Annotated in this window: 18 protein-coding genes; 1 reads left to right on the forward strand and 17 read right to left on the reverse strand. The window is 33.9% G+C overall.

Annotated elements, in window-relative coordinates:
• Window positions 1-54: 54 nt before the first annotated feature.
• From Q0975_RS25145 to Q0975_RS25160, 4 genes are all read right to left on the reverse strand, one after another.
• Window positions 55-963, reverse strand: a complete 909-nt coding sequence (locus Q0975_RS25145; RefSeq protein ID WP_299442583.1) for an alpha/beta hydrolase — start codon at window positions 961-963, stop codon at window positions 55-57.
• Window positions 964-996: 33 nt separating this feature from the next.
• Window positions 997-1,746, reverse strand: coding sequence for an AraC family transcriptional regulator (locus Q0975_RS25150; protein WP_299442586.1), 750 nt, complete (start codon window positions 1,744-1,746; stop codon window positions 997-999).
• Window positions 1,747-1,832: 86 nt separating this feature from the next.
• Window positions 1,833-2,438 carry an NAD(P)H-dependent oxidoreductase gene (locus Q0975_RS25155; protein WP_299442589.1) on the reverse strand — a complete coding sequence of 202 codons (606 nt, stop codon included), beginning with the start codon at window positions 2,436-2,438 and terminating at the stop codon, window positions 1,833-1,835.
• A gap of 56 nt (window positions 2,439-2,494) precedes the next feature.
• Complete coding sequence (locus Q0975_RS25160) at window positions 2,495-3,316, reverse strand: type II CAAX endopeptidase family protein (protein WP_299442593.1); 822 nt, start codon at window positions 3,314-3,316, stop codon at window positions 2,495-2,497.
• Between the two features lie 137 nt (window positions 3,317-3,453).
• Here Q0975_RS25160 and Q0975_RS25165 point away from each other — a divergent pair, with 137 nt between their 5' ends.
• Window positions 3,454-3,777 carry a helix-turn-helix domain-containing protein gene (locus Q0975_RS25165; protein WP_299442596.1) on the forward strand — a complete coding sequence of 108 codons (324 nt, stop codon included), beginning with the start codon at window positions 3,454-3,456 and terminating at the stop codon, window positions 3,775-3,777.
• Window positions 3,778-3,989: 212 nt separating this feature from the next.
• Here the strand turns inward: Q0975_RS25165 and Q0975_RS25170 are convergent, their stop codons facing one another.
• The 13 genes from Q0975_RS25170 to Q0975_RS25230 form a co-directional block, all read right to left on the reverse strand.
• Window positions 3,990-4,850 (reverse strand): M57 family metalloprotease, encoded by an 861-nt coding sequence (locus Q0975_RS25170; protein WP_299442599.1) that lies wholly within the window; start codon window positions 4,848-4,850, stop codon window positions 3,990-3,992.
• A 1,062-nt stretch (window positions 4,851-5,912) separates the two neighbouring features.
• The gene (locus tag Q0975_RS25175) at window positions 5,913-6,572 is read right to left on the reverse strand and encodes a CPBP family intramembrane glutamic endopeptidase (RefSeq protein WP_299442602.1); all 660 of its coding nucleotides are present in this window, start codon (window positions 6,570-6,572) and stop codon (window positions 5,913-5,915) included.
• A 124-nt stretch (window positions 6,573-6,696) separates the two neighbouring features.
• On the reverse strand, window positions 6,697-7,533 hold the full coding sequence (locus Q0975_RS25180; RefSeq protein ID WP_299442605.1) for a LytTR family DNA-binding domain-containing protein: 837 nt from the start codon (window positions 7,531-7,533) through the stop codon (window positions 6,697-6,699).
• 82 nt (window positions 7,534-7,615) lie between these two features.
• Window positions 7,616-8,113 (reverse strand): hypothetical protein, encoded by a 498-nt coding sequence (locus Q0975_RS25185; protein WP_299442608.1) that lies wholly within the window; start codon window positions 8,111-8,113, stop codon window positions 7,616-7,618.
• Between the two features lie 227 nt (window positions 8,114-8,340).
• Window positions 8,341-9,708 carry an RNA-directed DNA polymerase gene (locus tag Q0975_RS25190; RefSeq protein WP_299442611.1) on the reverse strand — a complete coding sequence of 456 codons (1,368 nt, stop codon included), beginning with the start codon at window positions 9,706-9,708 and terminating at the stop codon, window positions 8,341-8,343.
• A gap of 262 nt (window positions 9,709-9,970) precedes the next feature.
• Window positions 9,971-13,213, reverse strand: a complete 3,243-nt coding sequence (locus Q0975_RS25195) for a DEAD/DEAH box helicase family protein (protein WP_299442614.1) — start codon at window positions 13,211-13,213, stop codon at window positions 9,971-9,973.
• Between the two features lie 523 nt (window positions 13,214-13,736).
• On the reverse strand, window positions 13,737-13,883 hold the full coding sequence (locus Q0975_RS25200; protein WP_299442617.1) for a hypothetical protein: 147 nt from the start codon (window positions 13,881-13,883) through the stop codon (window positions 13,737-13,739).
• Window position 13,884: 1 nt separating this feature from the next.
• Window positions 13,885-14,625, reverse strand: a complete 741-nt coding sequence (locus Q0975_RS25205) for a class I SAM-dependent methyltransferase (protein WP_299442620.1) — start codon at window positions 14,623-14,625, stop codon at window positions 13,885-13,887.
• A 454-nt stretch (window positions 14,626-15,079) separates the two neighbouring features.
• The gene (locus Q0975_RS25210) at window positions 15,080-16,189 is read right to left on the reverse strand and encodes a hypothetical protein (protein WP_299442623.1); all 1,110 of its coding nucleotides are present in this window, start codon (window positions 16,187-16,189) and stop codon (window positions 15,080-15,082) included.
• 485 nt (window positions 16,190-16,674) lie between these two features.
• On the reverse strand, window positions 16,675-17,076 hold the full coding sequence (locus Q0975_RS25215) for a hypothetical protein (RefSeq protein ID WP_299442626.1): 402 nt from the start codon (window positions 17,074-17,076) through the stop codon (window positions 16,675-16,677).
• 1,176 nt (window positions 17,077-18,252) lie between these two features.
• Entirely contained in the window at window positions 18,253-19,656 is a 1,404-nt protein-coding gene (locus tag Q0975_RS25220) for a TolC family protein (RefSeq protein ID WP_299442629.1), read from the reverse strand.
• Between the two features lie 3 nt (window positions 19,657-19,659).
• Complete coding sequence (locus tag Q0975_RS25225; protein WP_299442632.1) at window positions 19,660-21,015, reverse strand: biotin/lipoyl-binding protein; 1,356 nt, start codon at window positions 21,013-21,015, stop codon at window positions 19,660-19,662.
• Between the two features lie 5 nt (window positions 21,016-21,020).
• A complete protein-coding gene (locus Q0975_RS25230; RefSeq protein WP_299442635.1) occupies window positions 21,021-22,688 on the reverse strand; it encodes an ATP-binding cassette domain-containing protein in 1,668 nt (555 codons plus the stop codon).
• Window positions 22,689-22,690 lie beyond the last annotated feature (2 nt).

Genomic DNA, 22,690 nt, shown 5'->3' on the forward strand with positions numbered 1-22,690 from the left:
TCATGTTATATGGCGTATTTCATTTCAAGCATTCTCAAGTTTGAGAAAACCTTTTTAATCAAGAGCGTTGCTATTAGATGTTTTATGAATTTCGTGTCTAAATTCTTGATAGTATAACAAAACACCGCTTGGATCCTCAATTTGTGGCCAATGTCCGATGTCTTGACCCAGTAGCTTTACTTTAGGATCGGGAATCAGTTCTTTATATCGATTAGCCATATGAATACCAGAATTGGGATCGAATGGCCCATTTATAAAACACATTGGGATCTTTGTATTTTGCATGGCGCTTATCCATCTTTCTTGATGGTTTAATTTGTCAAAAACCAGCCTCCCAATCAAATATGCGATTGACTTGCCATCATTATAATTTAAAATATCCCAGAATTGATTTATGAGTAGGTTCGTGGGTTGGGTGTTGGGACCAAAAACTGATTTGATCGATTTTTCCAATTTCTTTTTAGTGAGAAGCTTGCTCAACAGTTTCCCAATAGGTTTGGGAGATTGCGAAAGCAATCGTTGTATCATTCTAGGTTTGTAACTATCCATAAACAAACCACCGTTCATAAATACCACCGATTGTATTTTAAAGCAGTTCTGCGAAACTAAGTCCCTGGCTAATAATTCTTGTACAATACTAACTCCTAGATCATGTGATAAGATATGGGTTTGTTTAATACCCCAAAACTCGATTAGAGAATTGACTATTTCGCAATGTTCATGAAAGCTATAGTCATGATCTTTGGGCTTATCTGAAAATCCCATACCCAAATAATCAAAGGTAAAAACCGTGTACTCTTTTACTAGATTTTTCCAAACAGATTTCCACTCGAAGGTATTGAAAGGATATCCGTGAAGTATTAAAAGGTTGGGACCACTACCTTCTTTTATGTAAAATACTTGATGACCGTTTACGTCTATTGTTCGACCCTTATTCTTCCATGCAACCACTTCTTTGTCCATTCCTAGCTTATTATGGTTAGTTATACCACAAAGTTACTTATTGGGGATGATAGAAATTTGTAAAAATCGGTCGTTTTCGTTATTTGATAGGGTTTTTGGAGTGTGATTGGTATACTTTTTTATTTCTTTATTAAAATGGGATCTGTCATAATAGTTTTGATTAGACAATAAATCTCCTTTCTTAATGTCTTTGAAGGATGCCGAACATCGTACTATATTACAGTAGCTTTTTAGAGAAAGCCCGAACATTTTATTAAAATATCTGTTGATTTGCCTACTAGACCAAAATACTTTATCGGCAAAATAGTTCACGCTTTGATTGCCTTTAGTTTGACTCAATAAGCTAAATAGACGAATTTTTCGATTGTCTGGATTATCTTCTTTATCGATTTCTTGACTTATTATTGAACTTAACCTATCAATCGTATCTGAGTTTTCGGAAAAGTCAAATGAATTTAGATCCCAAAAAGCATTAGGCAATTTTTTATCAGAATTTAACAACGGAGCAATACTTTCGCAGAATATATATTCCGCAGCTGGTAGTTTGAATTGTATTCCGAAAAGTTGATGATTTGGTGGAATGACCACTTCAACCTCTTTTGTATATAGCCCCGTTAGCACAGTACTTTGATAATTGTAATTCTCGAAGCGAACGATAACATCAAAAAAACCGTCAGGTAAAATCGTGTAATCAAGATTTTTTGATGAATCGTTGTCTAACCACCAAAAACATCTGATGTACTCTTTCAAAACGGCATTAGATGCTTGTTGATAATAGGTCATGTTTTATACTTCAAGTTTGTGTCAATATGGTTTAGTAATCTGCTGTAAACAACTTACTACCAAGTAATTAATTTCGCACAATGTTATTAGGCACAGTATTCTTTTATTTTTTTACCAATACCATTAATTATTTCCATGTGTTTATGCTTCACATTTTCTTTATTCAAAGTTCCACCTAAAATAATCATTTCTTTCTTTATAAATCGTTTCCCGAGTCTATCATCTATCATTACATTTCTCATGCTTTCTGCTATTCCGATTTCATTTAAAAACTCATTTGGATGTCCTGCTGTACAAAGGGCAATTCCATATGGTACTGTTTTCATTTTTTGAGTATTATTATCAGATTCATCGTACCCATAGGAATATCCAACAGAATACACTCTATCAAACCAACCTTTCAATTTTGCAGGGCAATCACTCCACCAAACCGGATAAACAAAAATTAAACAGTCTGATTTTTCTATTTTCTGATGTTCATTTTTTACATCATCAGGTATTGATAAATTCAAATTAACAAACCCTTCTCGTTCATACTCATCTTCACTCATATCCGTTTTAAAATTCATGGCATATAAATCTGAAACTTCGAATTCTAAATTTTCCTGTATGAGGTTTGATTTTAATTGTCCAAGTATTTCATAGGTATACGATTTTTGACTTGGGTGACAATAAATAATTTGAACTTTCATTCTTGCTATCTTATTTTTTCAGTATTCTGCATACTACCAATTTACCTAGTATTGTCTTAATTAAAGCTTTCATTTAATTTTTTAACTACAGTTTCTTTTTTAATTTTTTTTGCTACAAAAAGACCGATAATTAAAAGAGGTAAGGTTAAAATTATAGGAGCAATTGAGGTTCCTGTTTCTTCTAAAGGTAGGGTGTTTTCAATATCTTTTATACCAGGTAGCAGCAAAATAGAAAAGAAAAAATTTATGAGCCCGTGAGTGAATGCAACAGGTATTATTTTATTTGTTTTCAGAACTAAAACACCGAAAAAGAATCCAATAAACATCGCAAATACAACTTGAGTTAATACAGCACTTACATTATCGTTTTTTGTCAAATTGATTAGATGAAATAATCCAAAAACTATGGCTGGTAGTACTATGCTGATAAGAATTCCATTCTTACTATGGACATATTTTTTTAAAAATACTGATTGCAATACTCCTCTAAATAAAAATTCTTCTGCGAACCCAACCGTCAAACAAGCAAAAAGTAAGAGTACTACGTTTCCTATATGGATTTGGGTTACATCTGTAGCTATAATGCCCGAAACTCCGATTATAATAAGATAAACAGGGATCAAATTCAAATACTTAAATTTCCAATCATATGCTGAAGAGAGGCCAGTTATAGGTTCAATTTTCATTTTTTTTATAACACCATAACTTATGATTAGGATGGATGCCATTTTAATCGTTAAACCCAGGTATTCCGAATGAAACTCTGAAAGTGACATTTTTAAAAGAATCGTATCAATTGGCAATAGCACGATACTACTAATAACTACAAGTGTTAGAATTGCAACTATTCCTGGAGAGATATTCTGGATGTTTTTCATACTATAAAATTGATGTACTTAGAAAATTAATATAAAGTAAAGCTTTTAATATATTTGTGACAAGTACGTACAATAAAGTGCACTACATACCAAAAGGATAGTATTACTGATTATCAGCTATTTAAATTTGCATAAAAATGAATAAAAAAAATACAACAGCCTATTGTCCTGTAGATTATGCCTTCAAAAGAATAGGAGGAAAATATAAAGGACGTATACTTTGGGTACTTAGAGACAACTGTATGCGCTATGGAGAGTTAAAAAGAGCAATTATTGGAATTACACCTAAAATGCTGACACAAACATTGAGAGAATTAGAAGCTGATGAATTAGTTTCAAGAAAGGTATATGTAGAAGTTCCTCCAAAAGTTGAATATTCACTTACATCAACAGGAGAGGAATTAATTCCATTAATTAAACAACTGAGAAGTTGGGGAGAAAAACAAATGTCTCGAAATTAATTGTAAGTACTAAAACACGAGCCTTTAGATTTGCTAATAGAAAAAGAGAATTAAAAGCAAAAGAATATCAAAATAGTATAAGGCTGTCCGAAAAGCACAATATCTAAGATACTATCACATTGAGCCCTTCGACAGGGCTCAAAATGACAGAGAAAACTACTTTTAGACAGCCTCTATACTATTTATAATTTACTACTGATTATTTTATATTTTTAATACAAAATATTCAAGGCATCTTTATCCGAATCGGTAAACTCGCCATCTTCTCCGGTACCAAAGCAACCTAGCATAATAGAATCCGCAAACGGAGACCAAGGTGTACCAGGAATCCAGATCGCAGCTGGGCTTACTGATGGTTCTGCAGGAAGTGGGCCTGTATAATTACAGCTCCAACGATTATACCAATCCTGATGTCTAAAGCCAACACTATGTCCTATTTCGTGACCTATCACATGCTCTACTACATTGTAACTCCACGTGCTACTATCCAATCCGGAGTTAATACGCACATATCGATTGGGTCTACCTGCCGAGGTAGGGAATCCTGCGGATCCTCCTGCGCCTCCAATTACTCTGTACACCACCATATCAACTTGCGATTGATCATTACCATAGGTCAGCGTAAAATTAAGCGTGTTAGGTAATGCATTATAGTTTGCCACTGCCCAGGACAATGCAGTCTGCATTTTAGGAGTCAGATCAAACGATGAACCTGTGCCTGTCCAACCCAAAACCCTTATATTTCTGTACTGTGGTGCAACAATATAATCAGATCGGTATTGTTTATTAATCCCATCCTCAGATACTAGATCTGGGTATTCCTTTAGGTCATTAATAGGAATCGTGATATCCCCAGATACCAGGTATTTCTCTTTGGATCCATCTGGCAGCGGGATATCCTGTATCGTTACTTTTTCTGTATTGACCCCCATTTTGGATAGTTTATCCAGCTGTGCTTTGGTGGGTTCTTGGGCTACCTCTTCTACAGCAGTATCAGAGACGTCTTCTTTTTGGCAGGATATCAAGCATCCCATCATAATAGCGCAAAGCGCCAATAATTTTAAATTTTTCATTTGGTTGTGGTTTTAAATAGTACAACATTCAGTTAGTAATATCCGATTACCGCATTACATCCATCTTTATACATGAAACAACATCTAATGCTATTTCTAACCCGTTAAGATGGGTGGTCTTTAGGATGTAATACACGTTTGGGATATCATACCTTTTTCAGGTAGTTTTATTGTGATAGTTATCAGGCTAACACCGCGGTTTGCATGACTGATGTAGGATAGACTCAAATATACTCTGAATATCAATTATTAAAAATAGCCTTGACGTATCTGAAAGTTTATACAGATTATAAATCTCTAACAATCAGAAAGTTATTTGTTTTCATAGGGGAAATAAATCCCTAATAAATAGTTAAAAGACCTTTTAACAAACAGGGGAAATGCCTTGAATTATTTTAGTGGTTTGACTCCATGAATGCTCATTGATACATATGGAGGTGTCTTAAACGGAAAGGTTTCTGTTGTTATTAATCGTTGATCCTCCGAAGTTGCAAACTTCGGAGAGCTGGAACGAGACAGAGAGCATTAGAAGATAATGTATTTGTTAAAAAATTAACGTCACTTAGTCATTAAGGGGTACTTCTTAAGTACCCTCTCCCTACCTCTGGAGTACCAAGGGGGTACCTCGTAGCTAAGTCTATCTTAGCTCTATGGCAAGTGACACTTAGCTCTAACACAAGTGCCACTTCTGTTTGAAGTCCCCCCTTCGTCAATTTGCAGTACCCCATGCCGACCTTTTCGACAAGAGTACCCACTTCCATAAGTACCCTAAGTTATGTTCTAACTGATGTATACCCACTTATACAAGTACCCCCTCCCCACTTATAGTAGTGGGTTTGAGATATTTTTAGCTAGTTTTTATTATAGAAATGTTAAAATCTATTATTTAGGACTTACGTTTAGAATATTCTTATCTGTTGGTTTAATCATAGAAATCGGATGGAGATGTGTTAAACGGAAAGATTTCTGTTGTTATTAATCGTTGATGCTACGAAGTTGCAAACTTCGTAGATCGGGTTTTATAGGGTTAATTTAGGGTGTAGGTGTTGTTACTTGGTATCGTTACACCAAATCAAAGTAAATACAGGTTAAAGCTATGGTATTAAAAAAACCATGTACGGCAATAATAAACCACAAATCGTATTTACGCAAGTAGAATATCAGGGCTAAGAGCGCTCCGACAATCCAAGTAACAAGTTGCCCGGTAATTCCTTGAGAACTATGCATAAAGCCAAAAAAACCAGTAATTAGGACAATGTTAAGCACAATACTGACTTTGCTTTCTCCAAAGAATTTTACAAATTGTCGCATAAAATAACCACGAAAGATTATTTCTTCTCCAAATCCCGCTGTAGCCCACACTAATAATAAAGTAATTAAAAAGGCTGGAAGATTTCCTTTTAATTGATCAAAACCTGAATAATCTATGGGAACTCCTGTGAGTTTTGTAATTCCAGGAACCAATACAAAGACATAAAAAACAAAGAGTCCTAGTGTAACTAATGGAGCAAGTACGAAAATGTTTTTGAATGTGAATTTTTCACGTTGAAATCCAAGTGCTGAAAATGGTTTCCCTTTATATTCTATATAATTGGCTATAATGATTACTATAGAAATAATGATATTTTCTATGGTTATACGGAATGGTCCAAACCATAAAAAGCAGATGATTGCAATGGTAATTAATGGAATTAATATTTGTCGTAAGGTGATTTTGTTCATTGTTTTTTGATTTTAAATTCTAAACGAAATAATGAACAAAATCCCTGAAAACCCCTTTAGATAGGTGTGTTTTTACTGAGTGGTCGTAATTTATAACTGAATAGTCGATAGTTTTTGGCATCTTTTATTGAAACCAATTCATAAATGCTTTTCGCTTGTAACGGCTGATATTGATTTCAGCAATACTATCGTTCTCAATGAAAGCTTTTAACTGAATACGCAACTTACCATTTTCAATCTTTTCAATGAGGTCTACAGTATCTTTGTGAATGATAATTTGTCGATTGGCTCTAAAAAATAATTGATCGTTTATTTTTTCTTCGAGCTCATTTAATGTAAAATCGGTGTTAATTGTGCTGCCATCATTCTGAACAGTATATACAATTTTGTTTTCGCTATAAAAGCACGCAATATTTTCATAGGTAAGCTTTGTCATTTTCGTGCCATTATCAATAGTAATTTCAGCTTCCCTTATAGATAACTTATATAAATTGTATAGGTCTTGGGCATACAATAAACCTATGAGAATAAAACACAATAATAAGGTAATTAGTAAACCAATTAATAAATAATAGAACACTGTCTGTCCACCTGCTACTTTATCTACAATAATATTTACAGGAATATACATGAGTGTAATATATCCCAGCGTAGAAATCATAAACCTTATGACAGTGATGATTTCTACCTTTTTAGAAAAATATTTTTTCTTGTAAAATTTAAAATTAAAATCCGCTATGATTCCAACGAGAATAGATAAAACGATAGTCGACAGAAAACCTTCTATGGGGAATCTATACGATCCACTATCCAGAAAATTATCACTCGCTGCTAAATGATTTACTACTAAAGAGAAAATTATCAATATAATTGCTTTCTGAAACCAACGCCATGCAGCACTACTGATGTATGTATTCCATACTGTTTTTACTATATTCTTGGTTGGTTGCGTAGTACTCATGAATTAGAAACTCTTTCTTTGTCAAATCCAAAAGTAAAAAATAATTTCTCTATAGAATGCGCTTATCGGTTTATGCTGTTATCTAACCTTTGATGCTACGAAGTTGCAAACTTCGCAGAGCGGGTGTAGTCTCTTCATTATCTACTAGAAATAATGTTCCTTCATACACATCATTTTCAAAACAACTTACATTATATGCGATAGTTTGTATATTTTTTTTGTCAAAACTTTTAGCAAAGTTTTTATTTTCAATTTTTAACGACTTATTGTACAGGGTTTTGGTACTACTATTTATATTTTTATTGGATCGCAACCTCCATAAGAAAAATAATGAAATACTTAGTACTGCCATCATTACAAGAATTGCTCTTAACGGCATTTTATAAAAGATTTCTATATTCTCAATAAATAGGTAATAGGCCATACCAATTAATATAATCAGTGGCAGAACAACCAGCCCTAAAAGAGTAGTGTAGTCAATTTTAGCATTCCCTATGATCACTTTATACCCTTGTATTTGGTAAGCAATTTTGTGTCTTTTAAATTTTGATTCTAAAACTGAAATCTCTTGTAAGTTCATATATGTCTTTCTTTAATCATCTGTAGACCGCCAAAGATCTTGTATATAAATGTAGTGTGCAAAAAACATGTTGAAAACCACCTAAAGGGTTTTATGGCCTTTCTTGATATATGTAAACTTTTAATTGAATCTCTTAATACTAATATTTACCGCCACTAGTCACACCTGTCCGCCTGAGGTGGCGACTGGCGGAGAGACTATGCTTTATACAAGTTGTTACCTCCTAGTTATTCCTTTTTAAATACTGCTAAATGTTCAAGCATAGATTTATTACTTCCTTTCTTTTTAATTGTCTCAAATATTTTTATCCCACTTGGTAAAGGTTTAAAAAACTCACTTCGATTAGCTTTCAAACTTTTTATTAGCGGTGATTTAATTTTTCTCGGAAACTTTATTAAAAAAATATCATTAGATTTAATAAAGTATATTAACCAAATTAAATCATATTGATTGTCTTCAATATTTTTCATTTTGTCGTTAAACAAATTCTCAATTGCTTTTTCTATTTTATGCATTACAGACTTATTTGTAGAATATTTTTCAATTATCTTTTCGATTAGGGCAAGAATTTGAGGAAATGATTTATATCTGCGTTCTTTCAGTAAAAGTAAAAGACTAATTGCTTTCATCAAGTTCTTTTCATTAAAGTCTAATTTTAGATTAAAAGAATTAGATGAAAGTTCACTTAAAAATCGGTCAACAACACCAGTTCCTTTATGTGTCTTATCTACTTTTAAAGTTCCCCTTAAAGATTTTTCAAATCTATTATAAGTTATTTTATTTTTATATCGCAATGAAAATTGTTGGTAATCAGCAGTCCATTCTCTAAATAACCCTTCAGGTAATTCATTTACTTCTGATTTGTCATCATTTAGTGCTAAATTGAAATTTTTTAATTGCTTTTGTAGTATTCTTATTATCGTATTTGCTTCTTCTTTTGATTGACAAAGAATTCTATAATCATCTTTAAATCGGACTGCTAAAAAATCAATTTTTAGTTTGTCTATTTCTTTAGAGCTTTCAGTGTCTACTGCTGATAAAATTATTTCTGCAATTAAATCTGATATCGCAGGGCCAATAGGAATTCCATTTGTACAACCATCATTAGCATATTGTATTAGTTTATCCAACTTCAATCCTAAAAACCTATCATAAGCATTTCTGTTCCCACTTGTTCTAATTACTTTTTTCGTGTGAATTGCCCAAGCAATACTATGAGTGTAAATTGAAGGATAGAAGTTTTTTATGTCTGTTTTTAAAATGTATTTATAATTAAAAGCTTCTGCGACTAAATCATTTTCAGCCATTTCCAGAAATTCATAAATCATTCTTCCTGCTCTTAAATTCCCTAATTCTCCTTCATTTTTTTTAGTGACAGGAATTGGAAAGCTATAGCAGTAGATTTTGTTTTTTGAATTAAATAAATGGTTTGTTATTAAATCCCATTCATTCATTAAGTACCAAACTATATCGTGATAAATTTTCGGTTCAATAACTCCAAATGTTCTATCCGTTAATTGTGTCTTTGGAAATGAAACATTTATTAATTCACTTTTTTCAACATCAAATTTTGGATTTGCTCCAGTAATATCCACCTCAATGAAAGGTGTTGGTTTTAAATCAAATTTTGATACTTTGAACGTAGGTGGAACAATATATTGTTCTGGAAAATAACCTTCCTCTAATAGCCATTTTGCAATTTTTTCAGTAGAAACACTTTTTAAAAGCTTTTTTGTTTCAAAGAAATGTTTTCTCGGTAGTTGCATTTTTTTTAATTTGTGGTAACGGTTAATATATGGAACTTAACATCCCTTAGGCTGTTATGATTTTATATACGGTGTTAGTTAGCTCGCTTTTTCAACTTGAATAAACTTTTAGTTCCACATTTCCAACGGTATGTAAATAATGATGTGTATTACCTAAGAGTAACATAATGTTATCTGATCCTTTTCCCTTTATTAAACTTGGTTGAACTATATAAATGTGAAACTTCATTTCCTTAGTCCATTTGGCAGCATTTAATAATAGCTCTAAATCATCTTCATTGCCCTTGATAATTCTACTACAACTGGCTCCTTTTTTAGATTTGGTTACCCTTCGTAAAAGATGATTAAAGAATTCTTTTCCATCACGATATTTCCAATTAAGGGATTTTTGCGCTTGTCCACATACTTCATAAAAGTTGCCTATATCGTTACCAGTACGTCCACCTTTAGCAAACTTTAAATGAAATAAATGTATGTCTATTACCTTATCTCCATTATTGATTCCTATCACATCTGCAATCTCTCCTGGTCCATCATCATCATAGATGATTTCATAATCTTCTCTAATCTTCTCTATAAAATTATATTGTATCGATTCTTTTTTATATGGAGCAATACCTTGTGCTTCGTCTTTTATAGAAACACCATCCCAATTCATTGGAGTAATACTATCCAATGAAATTCCATCCACCCTTTCCTTAGGAACAACGTAGCTATTTTGAAATAATTGACCACCATTTGTAAACCAAAAAGTAGGAGTAACTTCTTGTAAGAAGTTAGTTAAATCCTCTCTTTTGTTTCCATAAGATATTATAGGGTTTTCCGGCGAGAGTTTCTTGATTTGGTGAAAAGGTTGTTCTACATCATCAACAATTCTTGATCCCAAAATCAACTCATATTCAATGCTGTAATCTTCACATTTAAAACAGAAACGTAATGGCGAATCATTAGGAGTATCAACTATATTCAATTCAGAATTAGATAGGTTATAATGAATTCCATTTAAACTTATTACATATCTATTTTCTGAATATTCAAACATCTCATGGTGCCATTCAATTGCAATTGGGACAACATTTGGTCTTTCGGTAATTATTACTGGAACTAGAGTGTTTTCTAATACAGTATTCGGATTGATTTTAGGATTATCAAGTACATCCCCAATATCTCTACACCACTGAGTTAATTCATTTAAATTACCCCTTAAATACGACCATACTTTACCCTTCACAGAACATCCTAAAGAAACCTTCTCTCCATTTTTAAAACCTACACCAAATACATTGTTTTTAATTAGAGTTCCTTGTTCTAACAACTTTAAACCATCTTGTACACCTTTTCCAAAAAAGGATTGAAAACTTATATCACGCCCTGTACCTTTTCTAGCTCCAACATTATATAGGGTTAGCCTCTTGACTTCATGGAAAATCTTGAACATATCCATGCCTTTAATCTCACTAACCACATCTCCAAAAATTGCCTTAACAAGCTTAGTAGATGATAAGTTTTTTAATGAAGTATGGACAAATACTAAATTCTTCTTTGGTCTTAGGTCCCAATGAACTACAATCATATTCCAATCCATGTTTTGAACTACGTCAAAATCACCCCATTCAACTTTTTCTACTTTCCCTAAAATAATTACTAATGTGTTTTTTTTAGGATTATGTTTGCTAAATTGATGTTCATATGCATCGATGTTATTAATACCCTCTTTCCAATTATTAGGATCCCAGTCATCTCCATTGTTTCGGAATACAACCGAACTCATAGCTGGGTTGATATTTTGAAAAGGTATTTCCGAATTTTCAAGATCATTGAACCCGTCTAAGAATTCTTGGAAATTAATTTCTTTATCGGTGGCACCTTCACTCAAGTTTGGAAGCAATAGGTTCCAATCCGCATTTTTAGCATAAAGGTGATTTAGCTCTTGTTGAATAGGAGGATATGCAATGTTCGTTATAAAACTCGCATTGCCAAGACTTACAAAAGATGTCCTAGTAAACCTACCAACAAATTGAAGTGTAATTGGCAAGCTTTGCCTTTCATCATGTATTGCTGCTATCTTTAATTCGGGAAGATCAAACCCTTCTCCTAACATATTTACACAAACGATAATACTATGCTTCTTTTCCTTTATCGCTTTAACCTTGTCCTTTAAACCTGCAACTCCTGTATAAACAATTACGGGTTTTAAATCTTCATATTCTTCATAGTGCTCAAAGACTTCTTTAGCTCTATTCTTTGAAACACATCTTGCCATGATTATATGCGGATAGCCATTAGCAATATCTTCTCTTAATTTAGCTACTGCCGTACTTGCTATCTTTTTATCAGCCTCTTCCTTATCATACTCTCTTATGGGTAAATAGTTTATTTTTTTATAATACCCTTGCTTTTGCGCTTCTTTAAGAGAGAAGTTAAAAATGAATTTTCCATCTAAATTCTTACCATCGTTTCTAAAAGGTGTTGCAGTAAAAAGAAATACCTTCTCCTTATCGAAGTTTTTTATAAATTTCTTCCAAGTACTTGCTTCGGAATGATGTGCTTCATCAACAAATAAATGGCTAAAGTTTTGAGCAAAAGTCATTTGTTGCTGATATGTACTACCAGTAAGAATATTCATAGTCGTAACAACTACATTCGTTTTAGATATGAACTCTAAAAGATCTTCTTGACTATCAAATTTTTGATTTATGACACCTACTATTGGATTGTGGCAAGTTTCATCAACTATTCCAAATTCTCTTAATAACCCAAGAGTGATAAACTTGTTAGATAGTTGGGTGCGCAGTGAATCGGATGGAACAGCTACTAAAAGCTTCTTACACTCATTAGCTACTAAGGTTGATAGCATTGTTTCTGTTTTCCCTGTTCCCGTTGGCATCACAACTATCCCCTTATCTTCAGGAGTTTGAACATGAGCTAATATCGAGTATAAAGCCCCAATTTGAGGTGGTCGTAATCCTTTAATGTCATTATCAACATCTTCCTTTATAAATTTAAATTTACCCTTCCATGAGCTTACAACATCTTCAGGAGTCAAATCTTCAAATGCAGGATGTTTTAACCACCTTTTGATTTTTAAAGAGCTAGCTTCAAAATCTTTCTTGTAAGGTTTCTTTGTAGTTAAAAGAGCATAATTGCAACCTTCGGGTATTTCATCTTCAAGTTTACTGGTAATGAAGTAAGATTCTTTGTTTGAAGAAATTATAAATGGGGTGCTTTGAACGAATTCAAAATTTACGATTGGAGAGTCATTAAAAGACTGTTTAATGAAATTGCTCCCATTGGTAAAAATAAGCTTTTCAATATTTGGTAATTTTATTTCCATTCATTCAGATAAATAGGTCGTTTACTTTTGTTTGTTGCTAACAATTGTGTATAGCTACCACGGTAACCATATCTCTTATTATATATAATATATAGCCACTAATTCATATTAAATTCTCTCCACCAAACTACCACAACCACAAATCAATTCCTTACGGGAATCCGCAATGGTGGTATTTTAGTATATACAACGATGAAATAGGACTACAGGAATCTGTACTCGTAGGGCGATTGGTTATTTACGTTAGTAGAAAGTGAATTACTTTCTGGTAATGATGCACTATTAGATTTTGGGGAAATAATAACACACTTGGGTTTTTAAATATATGAAAATAAAATGACTGTTGTTGTTTAAAATCCTATTCTCGATAGTTCTGCTGAGCTTGTCGAAGTACACTTCTCCTAAAGTCGAAGCACTCGAATCTACCTGGTATGGTAGACAGGCTGACGGATTTTATTAATTCTGGATTCCGCCCTACGGCGGAATGACAGGTTGTTTTTTTATTTATTTATAGTTGTCGTTTTTATTCTGGATTCCAGCCTACGCTGGAATGACAGGTCGTTGTTTTTAGAGACTCTGGATTCCGCTCTCTACCTTCACAAATGTTACGGTAGACAAGTACGGCGGAATGACAAGTTGTTGTTTTGTTATTCTGGATTCGGGTCTTCATTTTATTTTTCAATTTTCTCAGCGACAATTACATATGTTGGAAAAGCATAGGTTTCTCTATTTATGACCTCTTTAATTTCAAAATTATTTATCAATAAGAATATCTCAATTTCATCCTTTGTAAATGTTCTTACTATCGAAGTATCATCTTCTATCTTCAAGAATTTATCTCCTACTTTTTTACTGTATTCTGAGTGCCAAATAAAATCCATTCCCGCTTTTAAACTTAATTCCCACTTACTTTTGCGTTTATATTGTACGCCTTTGTAAATCGCCTCATGTGTTATTTTTTCTCCTTTTAAAATTCTAGGTATAAATCTATTGGCATCAATAAAATCAAAACTTATTATTCCTCCAATTTTTAAATTTTCATAAATGCTTGCAAAAGCTGACATTAAATCATTATTACTTAATAAATAACTGATTGTTCTTCCAGTTACTATTACACTATCCACCTTATTTTTAGTGGTAAAGGTTCTCATATCTCCTACTATAAATTTACTCAGAGGCAACTTACGTTTTGATATATCTACCATTTCTTTACTCAAGTCTAATCCACAATATTCATAGCCATTTTCTTCAAAATAGATAGCTAAATTACCTGTCCCACTTCCGATTTCAAGAAGGTTTAATTTTTTGTGCTTAGAAAGTATTTTATTATAAAACTTATATTCTTCCTCGTAATTAATAAAGGTAGTATACATAGCTTCATATACTTCTGATAATTTAGAATACAATTTCATCTTTATTTATCTATTGTGTTACCATTCATATTTGAACACATCTTTTCTTGACCTTAATTGTGGCTAACGTTTGTATATTCACGTTAGTCGAAAGCGGATCACTCTCTGGCATGAATGTGTTATGAAGTTTTGGGGAAATAATAACGCACTTGGGTTTTTAAATATATGAAAATAAAATGATTGTTGTTGGTTTGTTTCATATTGTCATTCTTATTGTTGTTTTGTCATTCCAGCGTGTCATATTGAGCTTGTCGAAATATAGACTGGAATCCACAACGGATCTTTTACCAAGATTATGGATTCCGCTCTGCAGCGGAATGCCACATATGCTACTCCATCGATTCTAAATACTCTAAAAATAATCGGCATCCTGCAATGGATCAGGCATAGGTTTCTGCTAACTTCATCTCTCCTATCGTTTATGCCTGATCTCTTTCTGCAGTTAGTTTCTAGATTAGAACCAAGTCATCGGTTTTGTATCAACGGATCTTTTAGTATCTTTCAAAATCCCTTCGTTCTTCGGGAATAATATTCCAGATACTTTCTCCATAGTTTCTATATCATGATGTGCATGTGGTGAAGGTGCTGACCAAGGATTATCAACCTCTATCCATTTAGAAGATTTGTACCAAGTAATTCCGTTAACTTCAATTTTTTCAATCTCTCCTTTATGGATTGTTTCGTGTGCTTTATACCACTCATCAATAATATTGTCAACCCATTTATGTAATCTCCAAAAAATTGGATGTACGTGTGACGAATATGTTTCTCCTAAAAAATCATATTTCACAGAATCCCATTTTACATCTATATCAATCTCGTCTCTTCCCATAGGTATGGCTTCTCCCGTTACTGGATCGTATGGTTGACTTGCCCATCGCATATGCATATCATTATGCACCGATGTTTCCATTAATGAACCTAATTGTCCTAGAGTTAACGTTCTTAAATAACTGTGATCGTGAAATTCTCTATCCCACCATCTTATTCTTGACCAATAAAAATCATCTGTTTTAACAGATGCAAAGCGTCTCTGAAGCCATTTTAAGTTTTCTGGTAATTCCCAAACTGGTGGCACTTCAAATTCAGGATATAAACCAGGTTCAGGAATTAAAATCCATCCAATATCTGGATCTTCTCCTTCTTTTTTCATTGCATTGTCAAATTCAAAAATCATTTCTCTGTGCATAAACAAAAAATCAATCCCAGAGCCATTCAAAGTTAATGGTGTCCAACCACCTCGTTGCCATTGAAGAGCAGGACGCGGTGGATTCCAGTTTAATTTTGTAATCTCTTTTTTGGCTAATTCTGAAACCTTATCAGATCTATCCCAAAAGTCTCTTAATCCATGCCATAGCGAGTGATGCAGTCTATGGCCTCTTGAACCAAAAAGTTCTGAAACTTTAGGCGGCAAGGCAATAGAAGATGCTTCTATGATTTTTGAAGATTTTTCGATTACTTCATTTTTTTTATCGGATTCTTCTTCACAAGATGCTAAACTCGAAATTAAAGTTAAACTTCCTAAGCCTAAAGCTGAATGTTTAACAAAGTCTTTTCTATTCATAAGTATTAGTTTTTTTGGTTAGTTCGTTTTTAAATTGATTATAACAGTTGCGTACAGTAACCACGGTAATCATATTCTCTACATCTCGGAAATACAATCACCAATTACTATTCATTCTATACACTACCACAACGACAATTCTATCCCATACAGGAATCCGCAATGGTGATACTTTAGTATGTACAACGATGAAATAAGACTACAGGAATCTGTACTCGTAGGGCGATTGGTTATTTACGTTAATAGAAAGTCTATGGCTTTCTGATAATGATGTGCTATTAGATTTTGGGGAAATAATAACACACTTGGGTTTTTAAATATATGAAAATAAAATGACTGTTATCGGTTTATTTCATAATTGTGTTGTTTGCTTTTTTTTGTCATTCCAGCATGTCATATGGAGCTTGTCGAAATATAGACTGGAATCCACAACGGATCTTTTACCAGAATTATGGATTCCGCCCTACGGCAGAATGACACATATACTATTCCATCGATTCGGAGTATTCTAAAAATAATAGGCATCCTGCTATGGACCATGCATAGGTTTCTGCCAGGTTCATCTCTCCTATCGTTTGTGCTCGTTCTCCTTCTTTAGTACAGATAATACTTATACGATCTATGGCACCAACCATTAGTTTATACAATCGATCATCTGATTGTGAAATAAACGGTGATTGATTGGCTACTTCTAAATCATTTTTTATCGCTGCAATTTCACTCCCAATTCCTATCTTTAGTACCTGCATCATGGATACAAACCGGATTAACTCAGTTAAAAAATCCTTTGGCAAACACAAATACCCGGATCGCGCGGGATTAGGAATAACATCCGTGTTTCCTTCAGTGACTATTTGTTTGACCATCACAGAAAATGTAGTTGACATATCAGAATTAGTGTATTACATTATTTTATTCTGCTAAAAATATAGGTATGCACTTTCATAAAAAATGCGGGATTATACCCGTTTTTGCATAACACAATAATAGGGAATTTTCCCTTTATACTGCATTAAAAAAAAAGGATTTATGGTCACCATGATCCCATTCCCTGATACTCTTTATCTTACGAATTGATCCTTCGAAGGATTGTTTTAATACTTCGAAGGAGTTCCGAAAAGCTTCGAAAGCCTAAAACGAAGGATTGAAGAGTCAAAACGAAGGTTGTAAACCCATTTTAAAAGGCAGTTACCCCTAATTTTAGGGCTATGAATCTATCAGGTAATTCTTCTAAGGATCGTTTTAATAATTATAACTAGTATTTTAATCCTTATAAAGTATTCTCTATAGGTGCTAAGGCTTGTTACAAAGCAAGAAATGCCTGTAATACAGCTTGCAACCCTTGTTCTAAGGGCAATTAGATTTGATTATTGGGGTTAGAAACCACAAAACAATCCTTCTAAGGATTGTTTTAAAACGTATAATGGGTTCCGTAATGGGGTGAAATATAAGAGGGATTTAGGAAGGTGTATGACAAGAGTTAGTTTCTGGGAATAACATCCTCACCCAGCCTCTCCTTCAAAGGAGAGGAGCTCCATTTTGATATTTTTTTTTAAAAGTCTCCCTTTGAAGGGAGATTTAGAGGGATGTATTTTTATCTTATATTAACATTTATCCCAAACCTCTCCTTCAAAGGAAAAGAGCTTAAAAAAAGTCCCTTTAGATCACTGGGCAAAATCGAAATGTACTGAAATCGAAGGATGGTTATTTCTCGACTCCGCTCGAAAATGACAGGGAAAATTATTTTTTAGACAACCTCTTAATACGTATAATGGGTTCCGTAATGGGTCGAAATATATTAACAGTACTGAGACGAGTTGTTTTTTGGGCTTCACTTCGGCTTCACTTCGACTTCCCTCAGCGTAAACGCTCAGTGTAAACGCTCAGTGTAAACGCTCAGTGTAAACGCTCAGCGTAAACGCTCAGTGTAAACGTTCAGTGTACACGATCAGTCTTTCTGCCATCACAGGAGACTGAGGTTCTCGAATGGAGACTGAGGTTCTCGAATGGAGACTGAGGTTCTCGAAGTCTCTTTCTTCATAGAAAAAAACATATAATGTAAGTTACAAATTCTCTGGATTGACGGCCAGATTCTTAAATAACTTTGCTTTAGTACCGAAATACTTATTCTGTAATTTGTTACTTTTTAGCGCTGCATCAATCAATTTACTTTCTCGGGAATTGATCAAAAACAACGAGCTCTCTCCAAAACTAAACTTGCGTTCTTCTGCCTTTAATAAAGTGGTGTAATCATTTACAATACTAGCGATTAAATTATTCTGAGTTTTAAAAGATTCTAACTCATTATAAATGGCATTTACTTTATTTTCTATCTGTAATTGCACACTTGCCAATTCATACTGACTGTCCTGAATTTTATATTTAGCTAATTTTACCGCACCACGCTCTTTCCGCAAAAATAATGGAAACTTAAAGGTTACTCCACCTTTGTAATCTGCCGTATTAAAAGAATTCGCTTCTTCTGGCGAAGCCGTCAGAAAATTATATTCCAGATTAATTGTAGGCAGCAACTTATTGGCTTTCAGTTTACGATCTATCTCCAATCCTTCTATTTTATAGTTCAGCGATCTTAGTTTAGGATGATTTACCAGATCTACTTCTGCAAACAGTGCCTGCTGTATCTGTAATGTCTGATCTATCACTGCATCTACCTCGTTATCCGGAATCACATTAGGCTGTAACTCTACCGGAATATTGTTCCCAATCCATAGATAATTAGAAAGGTCTAAGGTAGATTTCATCAGTTTCAACTTTGCTTGTTCCAAACTTAATTGACGATTCTGTACCGTGATTTTTGCCTCGACAGTATCAATAATTGCTTTATCACCTGCTAAGGCACTCTTTTTTATACCATCGAAACGTGCTCTGGCATTGATTAAAAAATCCTGATAGATTTCTTTCTCATTAAATGCTTGCAGCCAATCAAAATACGCTAATGATGCATCGTATAGAATCTCATTGACCAAAAGGTCACGATCTGCTTTGGTTTGCTCTCTAAATAATCGGGCTTTTTTAAGTGACGCCATACGATCATTGATCAATAATCCTTGTGCAATAGGCACGGATACTCCTGCACTATACAATCCCTCATCTGGCACTGTTCGTTCCGGATTTAGAAAAATACCTTCATTCTGCTCGAAATTAGCTTTCAGCTCGATTCCATACCAGGTTGGCACTTTAAAAGTAGCATTCAGCAAATCATAATATTCTGATCCTTTAAACTTTTTTCGATCGTAATCTACTTCAATTTTAGGATCAAAACCGCCTCTGGATTTTAATAGATTCGCTTCTCCTATACTGATGTTTAACTCCGCTTGTTTTGCAACTGGATGATGTTTTTTCACAAAACCCAGATACTCCTTAAAGTTAAGAGTAATGGTATCTTCTTCCTGTGCATACAGCACCGTTGTCAAAAAAAGAAAACTGTACAACAAGTATTTGTTCATAGGCTATTTTTTCTTTTTGGTTGTTGTCGCTTTATCTTCAGGTTGGTAATAATTAGGAGGAAAACCGTTAAGCTGCCTCCATAATTCGAACCAGATCGGTACATCCTCTAATAATGCAATGGTGTTAGCTCCAGAGCCTACACGCACACCTTCAGGCCAAGGATGATCGTTGGGATCAGGTGATATTAGTACTCTGTATTTTCCATTAGTACTGATAAATGTCTCTACCGCAACTATTTTACCTCCATAAGTTCCATAAGATGCATTAGGCCATCCACTAAAAATAATCGCAGGCCATCCATCAAATTGTACTCGCACTTCTTCACCGAGGTGTACCAAAGGCAGATCGATAGGTTTTACAAAGGTTTCTACCGCCATGTCATACTCTGATGGCATAATCCCGACTAATTCATCCCCTTCTTTAAAGGTTTCTCCAAGACCAGATTGGATAGCTTTGTTGATATATCCGGTTTGAGGAGCTCTGATGATGTATAAACCATTTCGTATTTCATAGTTGGTATACTGATTCTCTAATTTAGTTACCTGTGCTTCTGCATCAAATTGACCAGATTGCGCGGTAAATCGATCACTCTGCGACTTAGAGATTTTTTCTGCATACGTTGCTTGGATACGATTCAACTCTATCTGTGCATTGATCACTTCATTCTTACTGGCCAGTAATTTATTTTCCTGAGAAATTAATTTTGCCTGGGTCTCTTGTAATTTCAATCGTTTTGTTTCTACATCCGTCAGCGATTTTAGCCCTTCAGTTTCTAACTGCAGGATTCGATTGTATTGCCGCTCTGCAATGCTAATATTGGTATTGGCAGCTTGCAGATCAATACTATCACTCTTTACTTTTAGTCTAGATTGCAGTAACTTATTATTTGCTTGTTGTAATTTTAGTGTACGTTCTCGCACCAGTGCTTCAGCTTGATTTCCTAATGCTTTTACCTTTTCTTCATACGAAGTAACCGACATAGATTTTGCTTTGATCTGCTGCCCTGTTCTTGCTACCAGATCAGGATCAAAGTATTCATTTTTAACTTCTGAAATTCGTAGAATCGTATCTCCTTTTTTCACAAAATCTCCTTCTCGCACATACCATTGTTCTATTCTGCCTGGTATGGGTGACTGAATTGTCTGAGGGCGCTGATCTGGTGTTAATGTGGTTACAAAACCATTCCCCGAGATGTTCTGAGTCCAGGGAAAAAACAAGATGATAAAAATGATGATGGTAAATGCTAATAAAAACCGATTAAAGTATTTATAATGTTTCTTACCAAATACCTTCTGTGATGCTTTATACCCTAAAATATCTACAGTTTTGTTGAGCTTGTTATTTGAAATATTTAGCATACTTTTTATTTTTCGCTTACTATTTTCCCATTATCTACTGTAATAATTCTACCGCAGCGTGATGACCATTTATTATTCTCACTGACTACAACTAATGCCCAAGGGCTTGATGGGTCTGCCAGAAAATCCATAATCCTTGTGGCTTCTGCTCCGTTAAATTGATCTAATGGATCCTTAAGAATCAATAATTTTGGTTTTCTGACAATGCCTCGAGCTAGTACGATTTTTTTAGAAATTGTATATGGAATTTGCCTACCTTCTGGATATAACATGGTTAATAATCCTTTTGGTTGTTCCTTAACAAATTGAAGTAATCCAACTTTCTCTAGTGCCCAATACACCTGTTCACTGGTAATACTTGTATCTCCGAAGGTGATATTCTCTAAAATAGTTCCTTCGAAAGGAGATTCTTCTGTAAGCGACTGTCCTAAATGCCCTCTGTAGTAATTAAGATTTACTCCTTTTAGCGAAACATCATTAATATAAATACTACCGCTATCAGGTTCTATTAATCCGGCAATCAATCGCAAAAGTGTTGTCTTCCCAGAACCATTAGAACCTTGTATTAATATCGTACAAGTCTCCGAGATATTAAGAGAAATATCATCGATGATTTTTTTGTCTCTATCCGGAACTGTATAAGTAACTTGGTCTAGTTCTATGATAAATCCTTCATTCTCTTTAAAGGGTTTTTCTCCTTCCTGAGGTTCTAGTTCCTTATCGACAACCTGCCCTATTTTTTCTAAAGACGTTAGTACATCATAAAAAGACTCCAATCCCACGATCAATTTTTCTACAGAACTGATGACTAATAAAATGATGATCTCTGCCGCTACAAACTGACCGATATTCATCTGCTGGTTCAATACTAACACTCCACCGATAAGTAAAAGTCCCGCAGTTACCAGTACTTTAAAACCAATCATCTGAATAAATTGTATCACCAATATCCTAAAATGACTCTCTCGGGAATCCAGATAATCGGCTACCAGAGCATCATTCTTATTTAGTGAAAGATTCGTTCTACCGGATAGTTTAAAACTTACAATAGATCGTGCGATTTCCTGAATCCAATGGGCTACTTTGTATTTACTTTTTGATTCACTCAAACTTGTTTCTAATCCTTTGGTTGCTGTATATTTAAATACGATATAAATCAAAACCAATAACAACAAGCCATAAATGATAAAGAATGGATGATAAAAAGATAATAGTAAGAGTCCAAAAATGATTTGAACCAATGCTGTGGGGAAATCAACTAATATTTTAGATAACCCCTTTTGAATTGTCAACGTATCAAAAAAACGGTTGGCCAGTTCTGGTGGATAATAATTACGTAATTCGCTCATTTTAATTTTAGGAAATCGATACGTAAACTCAAAGGAAGCTCTGGTAAAAATCTTCTGCTGTACATTTTCAATAATTCTGATTTGCATAAGCTGAAGTATCCCAACAAATAGCACACCTGCGGTAACTAAAATTACCAGAATTATCCAGGAGGTACTAACCTGAGCTCCTTGAAGTAAATTGATAATCGCTTGTATCCCTAAGGGAAGCGATAAACTTACCAATCCTGCGAAAATTGCATAATAAAATACTTGAAGGATATCTCTTTTATCAAGTTTTAAGAGTCCTATAAGGCGCTGCCAAGCGGTCAATATGTTTTTAGACATTC

The organism is uncultured Aquimarina sp., assembly GCF_947500065.1.
GTDB lineage: Bacteria > Bacteroidota > Bacteroidia > Flavobacteriales > Flavobacteriaceae > Aquimarina.

What these genes read in the sequence shown, in the direction of transcription:
- Q0975_RS25145 (WP_299442583.1), bottom strand. Translation starts at nt 963, where the DNA reads ATGGACAAAGAAGTGGTTGCATGGAAGAATAAGGGTCGAACAATAGAC.
- Q0975_RS25150 (WP_299442586.1), bottom strand. Translation starts at nt 1,746, where the DNA reads ATGACCTATTATCAACAAGCATCTAATGCCGTTTTGAAAGAGTACATC.
- Q0975_RS25155 (WP_299442589.1), bottom strand. Translation starts at nt 2,438, where the DNA reads ATGAAAGTTCAAATTATTTATTGTCACCCAAGTCAAAAATCGTATACC.
- Q0975_RS25160 (WP_299442593.1), bottom strand. Translation starts at nt 3,316, where the DNA reads ATGAAAAACATCCAGAATATCTCTCCAGGAATAGTTGCAATTCTAACA.
- Q0975_RS25165 (WP_299442596.1), top strand. Translation starts at nt 3,454, where the DNA reads ATGAATAAAAAAAATACAACAGCCTATTGTCCTGTAGATTATGCCTTC.
- Q0975_RS25170 (WP_299442599.1), bottom strand. Translation starts at nt 4,850, where the DNA reads ATGAAAAATTTAAAATTATTGGCGCTTTGCGCTATTATGATGGGATGC.
- Q0975_RS25175 (WP_299442602.1), bottom strand. Translation starts at nt 6,572, where the DNA reads ATGAACAAAATCACCTTACGACAAATATTAATTCCATTAATTACCATT.
- Q0975_RS25180 (WP_299442605.1), bottom strand. Translation starts at nt 7,533, where the DNA reads ATGAGTACTACGCAACCAACCAAGAATATAGTAAAAACAGTATGGAAT.
- Q0975_RS25185 (WP_299442608.1), bottom strand. Translation starts at nt 8,113, where the DNA reads ATGAACTTACAAGAGATTTCAGTTTTAGAATCAAAATTTAAAAGACAC.
- Q0975_RS25195 (WP_299442614.1), bottom strand. Translation starts at nt 13,213, where the DNA reads ATGGAAATAAAATTACCAAATATTGAAAAGCTTATTTTTACCAATGGG.
- Q0975_RS25200 (WP_299442617.1), bottom strand. Translation starts at nt 13,883, where the DNA reads ATGAAGACCCGAATCCAGAATAACAAAACAACAACTTGTCATTCCGCC.
- Q0975_RS25205 (WP_299442620.1), bottom strand. Translation starts at nt 14,625, where the DNA reads ATGAAATTGTATTCTAAATTATCAGAAGTATATGAAGCTATGTATACT.
- Q0975_RS25210 (WP_299442623.1), bottom strand. Translation starts at nt 16,189, where the DNA reads ATGAATAGAAAAGACTTTGTTAAACATTCAGCTTTAGGCTTAGGAAGT.
- Q0975_RS25215 (WP_299442626.1), bottom strand. Translation starts at nt 17,076, where the DNA reads ATGTCAACTACATTTTCTGTGATGGTCAAACAAATAGTCACTGAAGGA.
- Q0975_RS25220 (WP_299442629.1), bottom strand. Translation starts at nt 19,656, where the DNA reads ATGAACAAATACTTGTTGTACAGTTTTCTTTTTTTGACAACGGTGCTG.
- Q0975_RS25225 (WP_299442632.1), bottom strand. Translation starts at nt 21,015, where the DNA reads ATGCTAAATATTTCAAATAACAAGCTCAACAAAACTGTAGATATTTTA.
- Q0975_RS25230 (WP_299442635.1), bottom strand. Translation starts at nt 22,688, where the DNA reads ATGTCTAAAAACATATTGACCGCTTGGCAGCGCCTTATAGGACTCTTA.